Source organism: Paraclostridium bifermentans (assembly GCF_964259345.1).
Lineage (GTDB): Bacteria > Bacillota > Clostridia > Peptostreptococcales > Peptostreptococcaceae > Paraclostridium > Paraclostridium bifermentans_B.
The window spans coordinates 207,164-222,479 of the sequence record NZ_CAXVJR010000005.1; the positions used below are offsets into that span (position 1 = coordinate 207,164).

Sequence of the window (15,316 nt, forward strand, 5' to 3'; positions counted from 1 at the left end):
CTTACTTTTTAAAATCATCTTCTACCAATCCCTCTTGTTTAAATAATGTTTTAAGAACAGAAATATCTGTTGAAACATCTAAAACAACATCTTCAAATAAATCATCTAATAAATTTTCAAAAGCGTTATTTATAAGATCAATACTTTTTTCAATTTCAATTTTAGCATTTTCTATATTCTCGCCCTGAACTGATTGATTATTTAAATCTTTATAGGAATTAATTAATTTTATAGTAATAGGAAGATAATGATTTATAAATTTATTAACCTCTTGTATTTTGTTAGGATTTTTCTCAACCTGACTAAGAATTTGGTTTGAAATATCTCCTAATTTATCTAACTTTACAGCTATCTCTTCTTTATAAAGTTCATTTCTTATATTTTTTATTTGTTCAATATAATTTCTTCCTATTTTAATAGTACCTTCTACTTCTTCTATTTCTGAATTATATATTTCTTCCTCTAATTTTTCATCATCAATTTCTTCAACTACTTCAATTATTTGTTGTTTCTTTAAATTTAAATAGTCATTATAGACTTCATCACTTAACATAAAATAAGTTTTTTCTTCATCTATATGTCCTTCTAAAAACATACCTACCTCAATCATTTTACTTAGGTCTTTAACAACAAATCTCTTTCTCTGTCTAGCAAAGTTTGCTAAGTCCTGAATTAAGAAATAACTATTATCGTTAATAAATCTTACATAAGTCTTAAAACGTTTTACTCTTTTTAGTAAACTTATTCCTCTTACTAATAAACCTACACTTGCTGCAAGAAATAATAGTGAAGTTCCAAACAAAACATTGCTACCTACTACAGCAATACTACCTAACAATAACTTAAATATTAGAAATCCCAAAGCTGAAGAACCGAAAAAACAAATCCCAATCGATCCAAATACTATATAAACTACTCCTGATTTACTTCCAGCTGGTTTTTTACTTATATAATTTGATACATCATTTTTATTTTTTTTATTTAAATTCATATACTTTGAAGTATACCCATTAAGCTTTGTTTTAAATTGATTTATAGTACCCTCAGTTTTATCATTAATATCTTTTTTCAAATTAGCAAAATCTACTGCTTTAAGTGCATTGTTAACGGTAGACATAATTTGATCTTCTAAATTAGAAAAATCTTTCTTATCCATTGTCTTACCTCCAGATTATTTTATTGTAATTATCATCACTCTACATATATACTATACCACTATGATAATATTTTAAGTCTATTATATATTATAATGCGGCTAATTGTAACTGGTTACTCAAAAATGTGCTTTTATAGTACTTTAATTCGCCTATCAAAAACCCAATTTTAAATAATTGAAATTCGACTTGAAAAATGTTATGCTATCAAAAGAAATCAAAAATGTCGTTACTATATACTATCAATTATAAAATTGAGATTGATTATATATTAAAGAGCTTATTTTTATAGGCTCTTTTTACGCTTAACAATAATAAAGAGAGGTATTTATATGATAAAAATAGACAACTTGTCCTACTCACTTCCGCAAAAAGATCTATATAATAATGTTTCATTTACATTAGAAGATGGTCAACACTGTGCCTTTATAGGTGCAAGTGGTAGCGGAAAAAGTACACTTATAGATATAATAATGAATCCAGAAAAATATGTATTTGATGGTACATTAGAAATGAATCCAAATTTAAGAATTGGATACGTAAGCCAGTTCTCACAACTAGACAACACAAACGAAACTACAGTTTTCGAATATATAGCTGAACAATTTATCAAACTACAAGATGAAATAGCATCTATTTGTAGTGAAATGGAAACATCTTCTGATATTGACACTTTACTAGAAAAGTACCAAGAAGCTTTAGATGCCTTTGATGCAATTGATGGTGATGATTATGAAAGCAATATAAATAAGAAGTTAAATCTTGCAGATTTAGCTAAGCATAAAGATAAAATGATATCTGAGCTTAGTGGTGGGGAATTTAAACTTATTCAAGTTATTAAAGAAATGCTTAATAACCCAGATTTAATGATTATGGATGAGCCAGATGTATTCTTAGACTTTGAGAACCTTAATGCTCTTAAAAACTTAATTAATTCTCATAAGAAAACAATCTTAGTTATTACTCATAACAGATACTTATTAAATCATTGCTTTAACAAAATTATTCACCTTGAAAATACAGAGTTACAAGAATTTGATGGTAGATATATTGATTACAACTTTTCTCTTCTTCAAACTAAAATAGAGTTACAAGAAATGTCTATTGCTGATGAAGAAGAAATTGCAAGAAATGAAGCTTTAATCGAAATATTAAGAGAGAAAGCAACATATAATGCTGAAGCTTCTAGAGGTAGAGCTTTAAAAGCTAGAGTTAAAATCCAAGAAAGATTAGAAGCTAAAAGAATAAAAGCTCCATTTGTAGATATTAAACAACCATATATTAATTTAGAGACAAATAATGAAATTGAAGAAACTATTGCTTTAAAGGCTTGTGATTTTGGTATATCATTTGATGAAGTTCTTTTAGAGAATGTTAACTTCGAGATAAAATCTACTGATAAAGTAGCTATTGTTGGTACAAACGGTGTAGGAAAAACTACTTTATTAAGAGAGATATTTAAAAATAATAATGAATCTATTGAAATACATGAAGACATTAAGCTAGCTTACTTATCTCAAATGCAAAGTGAGGTAGTAAATGAGTCTAATACAATACTTGAAGAGTTCTATGATGTTGGATTTGAGACTTATGGTGAGATTAGAAGATATGTTGGAAGATATGGTTTTGATCCAGATATACTTACACAAAAGATTGGATCTTTATCTGGTGGAGAAAAGAATATACTTCAATTGGCGAAGGTTTCTGCTAGTAAAGCAAATATGTTACTAATGGATGAGCCTACAAGCCACTTAGATATTTATTCTCAAATGGCTTTAGAAAAAGCCATAGCTGATTACAAAGGTGCTATTTTAATGGTATCTCATGATTATCATTTTATAGTTAACTGTGCGGATTATGTTTTACTTGTTGAAGATAAGACAGTTAGAAAGATGAGTATGCGTAAGTTTAGAAAGATGATTTATGCTAATCATTTTGATAAGGATTATCTACAAATTGAAGAAAAGAAGAAATCAGTTGAAATGGAAATAGCTTCGGCTTTAAAGGATACTGATTTTGAGCGTGCAAGAACTTTATCTACAAAGTTAGAAGAATTAATTGAATCACTTTAAATAAATAACCCACTTATAATTGATAAATATATCAATTATAAGTGGGTTATTTTTATCTATATATATGCTGAGTAACAAAATATCAAATTTTAATTAAAAATAAACCTTCAACTTATTTTAAATCCTTATTATTTTCATATTTTCATCATACTTAATTCCTAATTCTTTACACATTAATTCATTTAATTCCATAAGTTTATTATGATAATCTCTATATTCATTACTTAATATTTTCATATTAGGAATAAATATATCATAGTATCCACTACTATTAAAAAATTCATTTAATTGTTTTTTAAATTTATTTATTGGATTCATTGTCTTTAATAATGATTTTTCATTTTGTTTATCTATACTTTCAAGTATTCTCTTATTATATGCTTCTAATTCTTCCCCTTTGGCATTTAGCATATTATTTATTTCCGCTCTTACTCTATTAATCATTTGTTTTCGCATTTCATCTGTTGTGTTTTCATACCCAATTTCTATAATTCTTGGAATTTTTATTTCTGGTACATCATCTAAGAATTCAACAATATTAATCCATGCTTTGTATTTATCAATTGTGTCTATAGGTTCATTTAAATATGGCCCAAAATGATAAGCTAAATATTTTCCTAATCCACTTGGAAAAGCTCTTTCTAATTCTCTCTTAATAAATTCTCCATTATTTTGTTCTATCTCTATAATTTCTTCATTTAATACTTTTATAAATTCATCATTAAAATTATTATTTATAATTTTATCTAAATATATTTTTTGCATTTTTATTTGCATTTCTTTCTTCTGTTTTTCTTGAATAATTTTGTTAAGTATACTATTTTTATCTTTACTTCTCAGTATTAACTTAATATCCTTAATTCCAATATCTAATTTACGATATAATGAAATTTCATTTAATAGTGAGATATCTTCTGTTGAATATTCTCTATATCCACTATTATTCTTTTTTATTTCTATTAATTCTTGTTCTTCATAATAAGAAATTGCTTTTTTCGTTAGTCCAGTTAATTTACAAACTTCATTTATTAACATATAATCACCTCTCTTTTATATGTTAATCTAATCCCTAAGGTATCAGTCAATAGAAAAGCGATTACGTCTATATATTTTTTTATTTATGATACGGTTCTCCATACCTTATTCTGTGAAAAGTAATTTTATTTTAATTAAAAACTTTCTTAGCTGTTTTTCCTATAGTTCGTGTTCCAACTGCATCTACTGTTCCACCTATAATACCGCCTACTACAGGTACACATTTTCCTAAATTAATAACCCCTTTTTCTCCAAATTTAGTTACAAGTCTAAATCCTACTCTTTTATTTATTTGTTTTATTATTTCAATAGGCATTCTTTTTATTAAAACTGTACTCATTTTTGTACCTATCTTTATACCTGATTGTTTTAATATATCTGCTGCAGCTTGTCCTGTTAGTGATACATATACCAGTGTTTTAACTTGATCATCTTTTAAATCATATCCCCTCATTTTTGCAATGCTAGCAATCATCCTTGTTTGTATATATATTACAGAACTTATATTAGCAGGTACCGCCACAGGTAAGGTTATAATTCCTCCTAATCCTGTTAAAAATCCACTAGTCGCACATTTAGCTAGTTGCCAATTAATAAATTTATCTATAGCTTCATCAATTGACTTAGATTTACTAAGATACTTTTCTGCTAATTCATCTGCCGTTTCCATACCAGGTAATCCATTTATTGCTTTATCATAACTCCAATCTAACACTTGCATTATTTTAGATTCAGTTAAATTATTTTGCCCCATATAATCCTCCAAATACTTTTACAAATTATATTTTTTACTTATTTTATTATATTAAAGTTGTAAATATTCCATAATTATTCTGACATATATAAAGAAGGAGTAACAAATAGTTACTCCTTAATCGCATCTTAAATTTAATATAACAAACAATATATTTTTTAATTACATAAGAATTAAAATCAAAGAAAAAAGCACTCCATCCCGCAAAGATCAGCGCTAATTTTTATTAACTTATTCCGATAGCCCTAAAACAAAATAAATGTTCTAAGGATGCTTAGTGTTAACGCACTAAGCATTTTTTATTTATTCTCATTTTACTTTTTACCATAAATAATCATAGCGTTCCCTAGCACCTTTTTATGTAATAGTATAGTTGGCAATTTAATTATATTCTCAAGCTTTTCAACTTTAACTTCTGAAATTCCAAGTGAATTAATAGTATTTAAAAACTCCTCATTCTTTCCAAAGATTTTTTCATCTTGGAATAAGTCTAGAAATACAAACTCTCCATTCCTATTAAGAACTCTTAAAGCTTCTTTCAACACTTTTATTTTATCACTCTCATCTTTTACTTCATGAAAAGTTAAACAACTTACTACTATATCGAATTCATTTTCATTGAATGGTAAATCAGATGCAGTTGCTTTTATAAAATTAATTCTATCTGATACCCCTTCATATTCAGCATTAGATTCACATATTTGTTTTGAATATTCCCAATCATCTCCCCAATAATCAATACCTACAAGAGATGCTTTCCTAAATGATTTAGCTAACTTAATTATAAGCGAAGCACTCCCCACTCCTATATCTAATATTTTTACATTTTCTTTATAACTAATCTTATTTATAATCAAATGATGTATTTTGGATTGAAAATCCCCACCTCTATCTGAAAATTGATAATAAGAATATGATATTATAAATAAAATATATAAAAATGGTAATAGCAAAATAATAATACTAACACGTAAATAAAAATTAATTGGCAATAATGACATTAATAGTAGCAAAATAGAAATTATTAAAAAAGTAATTATCTTATTTACTCTTATCCATGTTTTATAAATTGGTTTCTTACTCATAAATCACCTTCCTGAATATAAATTTAAAACTAATAAAAGTAGCCTTAATACAGCTACCTATATTAAAGCTACTTTTATACTTTATTTATTTTAACTCATAGTATATTTTTATACAACCGTGCTCTGTTACTTGTGATACGGTTCTCCGTACCTTACTCTACGGAGCGTGTTTTTATTATATCGAATAGCTTTTAAAATTTTTTATTACACCTTATACTTTTATATATTTTAAAGGATTTTATATTAAGGTTAATTTTTCACAATACTTATTTTTCAAACCAACTTTCACTTAAACACTCTTTTAATATTTTAAATTTATCCTCACCTATAGAGTTTATAATGTTAGTTTCAAATTCTTCTTTTAAGATTAATGTCTGTTTGCAAAATCTTAATCCTTTTTCAGTTAAAGAAAGTATCTTATCTCTAGAATTTACGTCTTGATTTTCTATAATAATATATCCTCTTTCAATTAAGCCTTTTGCACATTTATGAGCTCCTTGGCGTGATATTCCTATTATTCTTCCAATCTGTGCCACTGTTAATTCATTTTTTTCTATTAGTGCAATCATATAGGATTCTGTATCACTAACCCTTTCTTCTCCCCTTTCAACCCAAGTTTCTATTACCATCCTTCTAAGCTTTGCATGTTTTTCACTTATTAAATCTATTATATTTAAATTTTGAAAATTTGAACTCATATAAATACTCCTTTTTTTAATTAAGTCTATCTACATTATATATCATTTTTAACTCTATAATACAACTTTAGTCAACTTAGTTGACATTATAGAGTTAAAAATGATATTATACATTAGTCAACTTAGTTGACTAATTATTAGAAGAGAGGTATTTAACTTGTTTAAAAACAAAAAAGAACATTTTATATTTATATTAATGATTGCTACAATAATGGTATTTATCATGAGTTGCTATAATATAGCTATAGTTGAAGGATTTTCATTATCTATATTTAAACATGCAGTGCTAGGTTTCCCAGTCGCTTTTCTATATGCATTAATAGGAGATATTTTTATAGTTGGTAAAGTTGTGAAAGTCATTACAAGTAAAATATTAAATCCAACTGACTCTATGGCAAAAGTAGGGTTGTGTATGTCATTTTTCACAGGATGTGGTATGGTTATTTGGATGTCATTATTCGGAGTAATTACTAATTTAGGACTAAATTCTAACTTTATTTCTGCTTATGGTGTTGCTATAGTTACAAACTTTATTTTTGCAATTCCTTTAAATTTATTAATTGTATCTCCTTTAGTAAGATTTTTATTTTTTAAAATGTTTCCACCTATTTCAAGTTTTGATCAGCAAAGAAATGCTATGTAATAATGAACCCTATCCCTTACTTGTGATAGGGTTCGCTATTATTGATTCTAACAAGGAGTACCAAAACGGTACTCCTTTTATTTTGCACATTAAATTTTATGTATTTTGTGGTTTATTACTTATAGCATTAGTTAAAACGCTTTAAGCTAATGCAGGTATCATCCCATCATTATTTTCTAAGTTATTACTATCTTTTTCATTATCACCATATGAGTTTTGTATAATCTCATTAATTTCTTTATATCCATCTTGAACTGTATTTTTTATATTAGTTGAAGCATCACTTATACTTCCATATACAACTTTACTTGTATTTATAACTTCACCTGTAACTGTTTTTATTGTATCAACTACATCCTTGCTAACTGATACAACTGTGTTTTTAACTTCATTAATAGTAGATAATGAAGTTTCAATATTATTTCTTATATCTTGGTAATGTTTTTTTATTTCTTTATACCCTGTTGAAGCTGTGTTTCCTATTTCTTTTATTGGCTCTTTTATAGATTCTACTCCATCCTTTATCTTTGTTCCAGTATGAACTATTTTATCTATAATTCCATTGTTTGGATTGTTCCACTCAGCCTTGATTTCATCTATTGATGTTCCAATTTTCCCTGCTACTTCCTTAACATTTTCTCCTATTGAAACAGCAGTCTTTACTCCTGTACTTATTAGAGATGTAGCTGAATTTTTAGTTTCTTCAGCTATTTTTTTCAGGTCGGCGGCAGTAGTTGTAACTTGTTTAAAAGTACTAGCTATTTGTGATGCAGTATCTTTTATTTTTTCACTTACTGAGTCTGACATATCTTTTATACTTTTTGATACAACACTAGCTGCGTCAACTACAGTATTTGATACTGATTTAACTGTATTAATAACACTTTCACCTACAGAAACTGATGTCTTAACAAATTTTGAAACCTCACTAGTTGCATAAGTAAATGTATCAGCTACTGATTTGAAAAATCCACCTATTGAACTCTTGCTTGTATTACTTTCTTTAGATTCTTTATTTAAAGAGTTTTTATCATCATTAACAATTGAAGGTTTATATTCCTCTTTAGCTCTTATATTGATATCTTGTACTGCTGAAGTCAGATTGTTGTTTTCTGCCTTTTTAGCTTCATCCTTATTGTCATTTTTATTAATAACTACATTTGCGTTTAAGTTAACATTGCTAGTTATTCTCATAGCCTTTCACATCCTTTTACTGTTATTTATTTGATTTACAATCTACTATCTTATTTCTCCATGTGGTGAATATACTGAGTTTTGTAATAATTTAAATTGATCTTCTAATACAAATTCTCCATCTATAAAGAATTTCATTGTCCAAGTTCCAAATGGATATTTACGAGTATTATTCGTTAAATCTATCCAAAACCATAACATTATTGGTTCTTTAATCTCGGGTGTCATAAATAAATTATTCTCAGTTACTTGGAATAATTCTCCTATAGGTGTATACCATGCTGTTGTTACGGCATGTAGTCCTGTTACGTTAGTAAATTGAAATCTTGTTACTATTTTTTTATCTAAAGTTATATTAAAAACTTTCTTATTTATGATGTTTTCTTGCTCACTTACTGAAGAACCTATGTTGTAGCTTTCTATATGCGTTGTATATTGAGTATTGTTGTATAATCTTTGATCATTTTCATTAATTTTAACTATAGACCAAAGTTCTTCATTGTCATCTGGTAAATATATGTTTGCAGTTGGATCATTAAGTTTTAATTCTCCATTAATAAGAAACTTATATGGATGCTCGCCTTTTTGTAAATCACATTTAAATGTCCATTTATTATTCTCTTTAGTCATAATTCCTTTGTTATGATCATAATCATTAAACTTTCCTATTACAGATATGGTCTCAATAGGTAAATAATTATGTTCTTCATATTGAAAATTTACTTCCATATTGAAGCCTCCTTATATATTATTAAGTTATAAAATTTTTTTGGAAATTTATTACTTAATTTAATATATCGTTAATATTTTTATAAACTTTAATGTATGCACTATATCTTTTTACCATTTGGTTAGAATTTCTTTATATAAAAAAGATTATAATATTTTAAACAATAAAAAACCGTATCACTTATTTGTGATACGGCTATCCGTAACATATCCATAGGAACTTACTCTAATCAATTTCTACTCCTTGAAAAAACAAGTGACCATAATTGATAGTGTCTAATTGGTGTATTTATATCATCATGCTCATAATTTTTCACTTTCATAACACAATTTACTCTTATACATAAAGCTCACTTAAAATTAACTTTTACTAAAAATCTGCTTTATCAATGACACTGTTTTGCTTGTATTCTCATTTCCATTTTTATAAAACTCTTGTGCTTCTGGTAAAAGTTTATTTTTCATCCAATCTAACGTGTAATCAGCTTTCCACTTCACTACATTATCGAATCCTTCCATACTAGGCTTACCAAATTTAAATCCTGGTTCCCAGAATACATCTAGCATATTTATATTTTCTCTAGAACGCTCTACTCTTATTTTAGCCAAGATATCTCCTCTAATTTCACCATGTACATTAGGTGACAAAACCAAACTATCATTGCTCAAATTATTATTGAAAATATTCCATTCTCCATTGTCATTAAAGTAGTCATGCTCTCTAGCAAAAAATAAAATTTCATCCCACTGCTGTTTACGTATGGTCATCATACAATATTCATCTTCAATTTTTCTAATAAATTCCGCACCAAGTTTCTTATCGATTAGTTTTTTAGATTCAAGATACTGATCTTTTAATTTACAAAATAATTGGAAAATATGATAGCCAGTATGTGCATTAATATTAAATCGTATATTTTCTATCTGCATATACAACATTTCTTCATCTACATATCTACCTACATTATGTTTTCTTTTAAATTCATCTTCTTCAATAAAGTAGTCTTTCAGTAACATGTCTTGATTAAGTGTAATATATGCATCAGAAATATCATGTTTCCTAAATTGTAATAAACAACTAATCTTTTTTTCATAAGTTAATGGAATAAATGCTGTAAGTTGAATATCTCCATACCCATGCTTCCACATAGCAGTTTCATATGCTTCATGATAACAATCACTTGTAAGTAGTTCAGTACTTTTTATAATACTAAAATATTTTATTCTTCCTGAATCGAATACCATATTTATGTCATCATAAATTTTTATGATAAATCCAATTTCTATTTTATTTCGTTCTATAATTAAATCAGTAATTTTTTTAAAATTATAAATATTATCTTTAAATGAAAAATCCTTATTATTAGCTAAGGTAATTTTTTCTGGCTTATTATACCTATGTTCTTCGTCATCTAAAATTAAAATATTTAAACTATCAATTTCTTTTGATATATCCGATTTATTAAATTTTTCAATAGTATTTTCTATTTTATTTCTGTCACTTCTTGATGTCACTTGAAAAGCAACCTTATTATCATAGTCAATTAGATCAACTGCAATAAAATTTCCCGATACTTCTGCTGACATAGATACCAAATTTATGTCAAATATCTCATTCAGTATTTTCCCAAATATTTCTTCACAAATTATGTTAATATCGGTCAAATTCATCTTATTATTTTCCTTAATACCTCGGGCAACTTCATATAGCCTTCGTTTAATATTATCAATAGTGATATCTTTATCTTTAATATAATCTATAGTAATTTCTCGCATTATTTCCTCCAATTATAATATCTCACAGTAACTTGCTATCCTATTTAAGTATGATTTTTTAATTTTGTTTAAATAATTTCAAACCTAAATTATTTTATTTTTATTCTTTCCAAGTCAATATATGGTTCAATTTTCACCCTAATTATATTCAATATAAATATAACCCCGACTTTTCATAAATTATATCTAACTTATAATTCAGTGTTTTTGTATATAAAAAGAACCTTATGCAATATATTTCAATTTACAATGTCCTTAATACTTCTTTACTTGTGATAATGTTCACTATTTCTAGGTCTAACAAGGAGTACCAAAACGGTACTCCTTTTATTTTACACATTAAATTTTATTTATTTTTTGGTGTGTCAGTTAAGTCTAGTTTAAATTCACTAAGTAAGTCTAGGTTATCAGTAGCCTTGTCTACAACTTTGACTATTATGTACTTTGCATCTTTAGATATAGGTGTAAATTTATTATATTCTAAAGTTCCAATTTTACTAGGTTTATTATAACTAAAAGTGTGTCCTTCTAGCTTATTACCCTTATCATCATAAGCTAATATGTAAGCACTAGCTCCAAATTCTTTAGGTATATCCACCTCCACCTCAGTAGTAGATGGAGTTAAAACTACTTGCTTTAATACTGCTTTATTATTTTCCAAGTTAGGCTTATACTTTATATTTGTACTGTCACTACTTTTTATATCTATATCAAAATTCCAATTTCCCCATATTTTTTTTTCCCCTTCATCTTCTATAAATCCTCTTACTTTTGATATATGTATATTTAATTTAAATTCATCTTTTATATCTATTCCTTTCTTTATAAGTGGAGCAAGGTCTATATACTGTACTACGACATAAGTATTTTCAGCTACCTTCTTACTATCAGTATCAACTATCTCCAATTCTTCATCACTAAAGCTTGCTTTTATATGCCCACTATTAATAGTTTCTCCAAGTAACACATCCTCTGCTTTATCAATCTTATGGTTGTTTGATTCAACTAAATAACTTATATATAAGTTGCTCCCATCACAAGTAGCTTCTTGTACTGTAATTACAACGTCATTACTTGCTGATTTTTCATTTATTTTTTTTGCATTTTTATTGTTAATATATCTGATAAATATAGACTTTTCACATAGTTCACTATCTTCTTTTAGGGTATTTATTGCATTTCCTAAGAAAGGTATTTTATCTGCTAAAGCTGGATTTGATATACTAAGTCCTAAGAGTATTACAAAGGTTGCTGAAAATGATAATACTGTGTTTTTAACAATTTTACGTCTTCTATTTTCTTTTTTTATATGATTTCTAGCTTCATTTATTTTAATATCTATACAATCTGGGATTTCATTTCCACCTATTATTTTATCAACTTTTTTCATTTGATCCATCTTCTATGCCTCCCCTACTATATGCATACTTTTTCTTATCTTGTTTCTAGCTCTAGATAGCCTAGACTTTATAGTTCCTTCTGACTCTTTTAGGATTTCACTTATTTCTCGTGTGTTAAATTGTGATATGTAGTAAAGAGATATAACTAGTTTTTGCTCTTTTGATAAGTTCGTTAGCATGTCCTCTATTTCAAATTTGCTTAGAAATTCTTGGGTATATCCTTCTTCTAGGTATTCATCTAAAGTTAGTACATCTTTGTTTTTAGCTATGATATCTTTGCATTTGTTTATTAGTATTTTTGTAAGCCATGTTTTAAAGTAGGCATCATTTTTAAGTGATTTTATATTTTTATAGGCTGCTATCACTGTTTCTTGTATGGCATCTGCTATATCATCATCATTATTTAATATAGCTTTTGCAGCTTTATACATTGATACTTTGTTGTCTTCAATAAGCGTGAAAAAGGCTTCTTCGTTACCTTTTTTCGCTTTTTTTATTAAGTTGTTCATGTATTCCTCCTAAAACGTATATGTACATATTGCTTTTCAAAATTTTGATTTGTTTATTCACAGTTATTAGACTGTAAGTTTTGTGAAAATAGTTGCATTTATTTTTGATTTTATTAAATTAATTTTTGCATAAAAGAAGGAGTAACAAAACGTTACTCCTCAATATGCTTGTATTAAGATTTTAAATATATTTATATTACTTTACAAGACCAATTAAAAAATCAATTTTAATCCTATGTATAACATTTATTTTATATACCTATTTATACTTTTATTATAATTGATTTAGGTCTATGTAATTAATATAACATAAACTAAAGTTTATCTTATTTAATTTCTTGGTTCTATCAGACATATTATTATAAAGTGTAAATATCCTAATTTATAATAGTCTCGTATTAGAATTAAATTTTATTGAAAATTCTACAGTATACCAATTTTTTTCGCTTCCTTAATCTCTTCTTTTAACATCTCAACCATTTTACATGATCTTTTAGCAATTACTTCTTCACTTTTTTCTATATAATCATTAACTAATTTTTTATATTCTTTTTCTGAAAAACACTTATTTTCATTTTTTTTCCTATATTCTTTGCTTCCAGTTTCTTTTAATCTTTTATCTTTAGATATATTTATGAATTCCTTCGGTTCTTTATCATTAAAATAAATATCTAAAAAAAATATCTCTCTAATTGAATTTATAGAAAACTCTTTATAAAAAGAATTTTGTTCAAGTTGCTTTTTTAATATACAGGCATTGCCCTTCTGATACTCATATACATCTAAAAGAAATAAATCAAAATAATCTTTTAATTTACATTTTCCACGTCCATTATTTATACGTAATCTATCACTTTTATTATTCTGTAATAAAATAAAATTTCCAATAGTATGGTATTGGTATCTAAATTTAATAATATTCGACCAAGTTTTTATGTCTTTATCCAAATCGTAGAATCTAGCTCTGTATGCAAATATTTCTTTTTCATAACTTCCAAATAGTGTTTGAAAGCTATTAATTGTATCACCACGATAATGTTGCTTAGTTTTTTTAGAATAAGGTGGCCCTATGTTATCAGCTTTAAGACCGAATATATATCCCCAAATAACACAATATATCGCTCGAGCTAGTTTTGTATCATCACAATCAAATCTCCAATTATGTATCTGTTCAATATTAGGATAAGAATATTTAAAGTCTCCTTTTAAATTTTCAAAACAATATGTTTTTAACCTATCAATTTCACCACCTAAAACTTCATTACTGAAATCATTTATAAGAATTATACTTTGTCTATAGAACTGTTCTTCTCTATATCTTTTTCTCAATTCTTCTTTTTCTTCTTTATATTCTTTTTCTGATATCATTTTATACTCCTATAATGTCTACGTTTAGTTATGTTTTTATAGTAAAATCAAAACCGTATCACTTACTTGTGGTACGGTTCTCCTCATTATAAATTTTATTCGTATTTTAATAAATATTTAATGGATTATGTATATAATTCATTAATCATTTTATTTATAATAATAATTAATTAAACTATAAAATATTCCTCTATTGCTCTAGATTCTATTACTAAACCTTTTTGAGAATCTAGTAAAAACATACAAATTTTAAGCCCTGATAAATTTGTATATGTTAGAATTGCTCTTAAATGCTTTTGGCATACACCTCTTACAGTTCCTCCGGTTTTTTTAGCAATTTCTTCAGCACATTTTTTTGATATAAATAAGCCAATTGTATTCTCAGCTATCAGTATATAACTTCCAGTTATATCATTATTCTCACTTTTCATTATTGTCCAAAACGGTTGACCTATAATATTTTTATCTGGTAATAATATTCCTATTTTTTTATCTAATACTTTTGCTAACAGTGGAGTTTCTCCTCCACTTATAAGTTCTATATCATAATATTTAGCATATTCTTTCGCCCCAGATTGAAATCCATTTCTTGACGCAAATATACCTGTACAATTACCAATATCGTCAATTACTCCTTTAAAGGATTGTATCATGCTTTTCTCTACTCTTTTATTATGGTCTTTACACTCTATAATGACCCTATGCGTAATTCCATTCATTTCAAATTGGTAATATACATCAATTTGATGTGTTGTCCCTGATTTTCCTACTATTTTCACATTTCTTTCTACTTTAATATTTTTTCCACTAAAGTTTGAAAGTTGCTCATATACATATCTTACTAACTCCTCATACTGTTTACCTGTATTCTTTTTTTTTAATTTAAACATCCTATACCT

The 15,316-nt window shown here is 26.4% G+C and carries 14 protein-coding genes; 2 read left to right on the forward strand and 12 right to left on the reverse strand.

The window, feature by feature from the left end:
- Position 1: 1 nt before the first annotated feature.
- Positions 2-1,156, reverse strand: coding sequence for a 5-bromo-4-chloroindolyl phosphate hydrolysis family protein (locus ACEXNK_RS11550; RefSeq protein ID WP_373598695.1), 1,155 nt, complete (start codon positions 1,154-1,156; stop codon positions 2-4).
- Positions 1,157-1,486: 330 nt separating this feature from the next.
- On the opposite strand from ACEXNK_RS11550, the gene ACEXNK_RS11555 reads away from it, so the two are divergent.
- Entirely contained in the window at positions 1,487-3,226 is a 1,740-nt protein-coding gene (locus ACEXNK_RS11555; protein ID WP_373598696.1) for an ABC-F family ATP-binding cassette domain-containing protein, read from the forward strand.
- Between the two features lie 117 nt (positions 3,227-3,343).
- On the opposite strand, the gene ACEXNK_RS11560 is transcribed toward ACEXNK_RS11555, so the two are convergent.
- The 4 genes from ACEXNK_RS11560 to ACEXNK_RS11575 all read right to left on the reverse strand — a co-directional run bounded on the left by ACEXNK_RS11560 (position 3,344) and on the right by ACEXNK_RS11575 (position 6,798).
- The gene (locus tag ACEXNK_RS11560; protein WP_373598697.1) at positions 3,344-4,261 is read right to left on the reverse strand and encodes a MerR family transcriptional regulator; all 918 of its coding nucleotides are present in this window, start codon (positions 4,259-4,261) and stop codon (positions 3,344-3,346) included.
- A gap of 130 nt (positions 4,262-4,391) precedes the next feature.
- Positions 4,392-5,015, reverse strand: coding sequence for an EcsC family protein (locus ACEXNK_RS11565; protein ID WP_373598698.1), 624 nt, complete (start codon positions 5,013-5,015; stop codon positions 4,392-4,394).
- Between the two features lie 314 nt (positions 5,016-5,329).
- Positions 5,330-6,100: a class I SAM-dependent methyltransferase gene (locus ACEXNK_RS11570; protein WP_373598699.1), complete on the reverse strand. Its 771-nt coding sequence runs from the start codon at positions 6,098-6,100 to the stop codon at positions 5,330-5,332.
- A 266-nt stretch (positions 6,101-6,366) separates the two neighbouring features.
- Positions 6,367-6,798 (reverse strand): MarR family winged helix-turn-helix transcriptional regulator, encoded by a 432-nt coding sequence (locus ACEXNK_RS11575; RefSeq protein ID WP_373598700.1) that lies wholly within the window; start codon positions 6,796-6,798, stop codon positions 6,367-6,369.
- A gap of 157 nt (positions 6,799-6,955) precedes the next feature.
- On the opposite strand from ACEXNK_RS11575, the gene ACEXNK_RS11580 reads away from it, so the two are divergent.
- Positions 6,956-7,441 (forward strand): DUF2798 domain-containing protein, encoded by a 486-nt coding sequence (locus ACEXNK_RS11580; RefSeq protein ID WP_373598701.1) that lies wholly within the window; start codon positions 6,956-6,958, stop codon positions 7,439-7,441.
- A 141-nt stretch (positions 7,442-7,582) separates the two neighbouring features.
- Here the strand turns inward: ACEXNK_RS11580 and ACEXNK_RS11585 are convergent, their stop codons facing one another.
- From ACEXNK_RS11585 to ACEXNK_RS11615, 7 genes are all read right to left on the reverse strand, one after another.
- Positions 7,583-8,635, reverse strand: coding sequence for a hypothetical protein (locus ACEXNK_RS11585; protein WP_373598702.1), 1,053 nt, complete (start codon positions 8,633-8,635; stop codon positions 7,583-7,585).
- Between the two features lie 45 nt (positions 8,636-8,680).
- Complete coding sequence (locus ACEXNK_RS11590; protein ID WP_373598703.1) at positions 8,681-9,364, reverse strand: hypothetical protein; 684 nt, start codon at positions 9,362-9,364, stop codon at positions 8,681-8,683.
- A 360-nt stretch (positions 9,365-9,724) separates the two neighbouring features.
- Entirely contained in the window at positions 9,725-11,140 is a 1,416-nt protein-coding gene (locus tag ACEXNK_RS11595) for an SMEK domain-containing protein (RefSeq protein WP_373598704.1), read from the reverse strand.
- 346 nt (positions 11,141-11,486) lie between these two features.
- Positions 11,487-12,539 (reverse strand): DUF4179 domain-containing protein, encoded by a 1,053-nt coding sequence (locus tag ACEXNK_RS11600; RefSeq protein ID WP_373598705.1) that lies wholly within the window; start codon positions 12,537-12,539, stop codon positions 11,487-11,489.
- A gap of 3 nt (positions 12,540-12,542) precedes the next feature.
- Complete coding sequence (locus tag ACEXNK_RS11605) at positions 12,543-13,049, reverse strand: RNA polymerase sigma factor (RefSeq protein ID WP_373598706.1); 507 nt, start codon at positions 13,047-13,049, stop codon at positions 12,543-12,545.
- Positions 13,050-13,472: 423 nt separating this feature from the next.
- Positions 13,473-14,417 (reverse strand): hypothetical protein, encoded by a 945-nt coding sequence (locus ACEXNK_RS11610; RefSeq protein WP_373598707.1) that lies wholly within the window; start codon positions 14,415-14,417, stop codon positions 13,473-13,475.
- 170 nt (positions 14,418-14,587) lie between these two features.
- Entirely contained in the window at positions 14,588-15,307 is a 720-nt protein-coding gene (locus ACEXNK_RS11615) for a restriction endonuclease (RefSeq protein WP_373598708.1), read from the reverse strand.
- Positions 15,308-15,316 lie beyond the last annotated feature (9 nt).

What these genes read in the sequence shown, in the direction of transcription:
- ACEXNK_RS11550 (WP_373598695.1), bottom strand. Translation starts at nt 1,156, where the DNA reads ATGGATAAGAAAGATTTTTCTAATTTAGAAGATCAAATTATGTCTACC.
- ACEXNK_RS11555 (WP_373598696.1), top strand. Translation starts at nt 1,487, where the DNA reads ATGATAAAAATAGACAACTTGTCCTACTCACTTCCGCAAAAAGATCTA.
- ACEXNK_RS11560 (WP_373598697.1), bottom strand. Translation starts at nt 4,261, where the DNA reads ATGTTAATAAATGAAGTTTGTAAATTAACTGGACTAACGAAAAAAGCA.
- ACEXNK_RS11565 (WP_373598698.1), bottom strand. Translation starts at nt 5,015, where the DNA reads ATGGGGCAAAATAATTTAACTGAATCTAAAATAATGCAAGTGTTAGAT.
- ACEXNK_RS11570 (WP_373598699.1), bottom strand. Translation starts at nt 6,100, where the DNA reads ATGAGTAAGAAACCAATTTATAAAACATGGATAAGAGTAAATAAGATA.
- ACEXNK_RS11575 (WP_373598700.1), bottom strand. Translation starts at nt 6,798, where the DNA reads ATGAGTTCAAATTTTCAAAATTTAAATATAATAGATTTAATAAGTGAA.
- ACEXNK_RS11585 (WP_373598702.1), bottom strand. Translation starts at nt 8,635, where the DNA reads ATGAGAATAACTAGCAATGTTAACTTAAACGCAAATGTAGTTATTAAT.
- ACEXNK_RS11590 (WP_373598703.1), bottom strand. Translation starts at nt 9,364, where the DNA reads ATGGAAGTAAATTTTCAATATGAAGAACATAATTATTTACCTATTGAG.
- ACEXNK_RS11595 (WP_373598704.1), bottom strand. Translation starts at nt 11,140, where the DNA reads ATGCGAGAAATTACTATAGATTATATTAAAGATAAAGATATCACTATT.
- ACEXNK_RS11600 (WP_373598705.1), bottom strand. Translation starts at nt 12,539, where the DNA reads ATGGATCAAATGAAAAAAGTTGATAAAATAATAGGTGGAAATGAAATC.
- ACEXNK_RS11605 (WP_373598706.1), bottom strand. Translation starts at nt 13,049, where the DNA reads ATGAACAACTTAATAAAAAAAGCGAAAAAAGGTAACGAAGAAGCCTTT.
- ACEXNK_RS11610 (WP_373598707.1), bottom strand. Translation starts at nt 14,417, where the DNA reads ATGATATCAGAAAAAGAATATAAAGAAGAAAAAGAAGAATTGAGAAAA.
- ACEXNK_RS11615 (WP_373598708.1), bottom strand. Translation starts at nt 15,307, where the DNA reads ATGTTTAAATTAAAAAAAAAGAATACAGGTAAACAGTATGAGGAGTTA.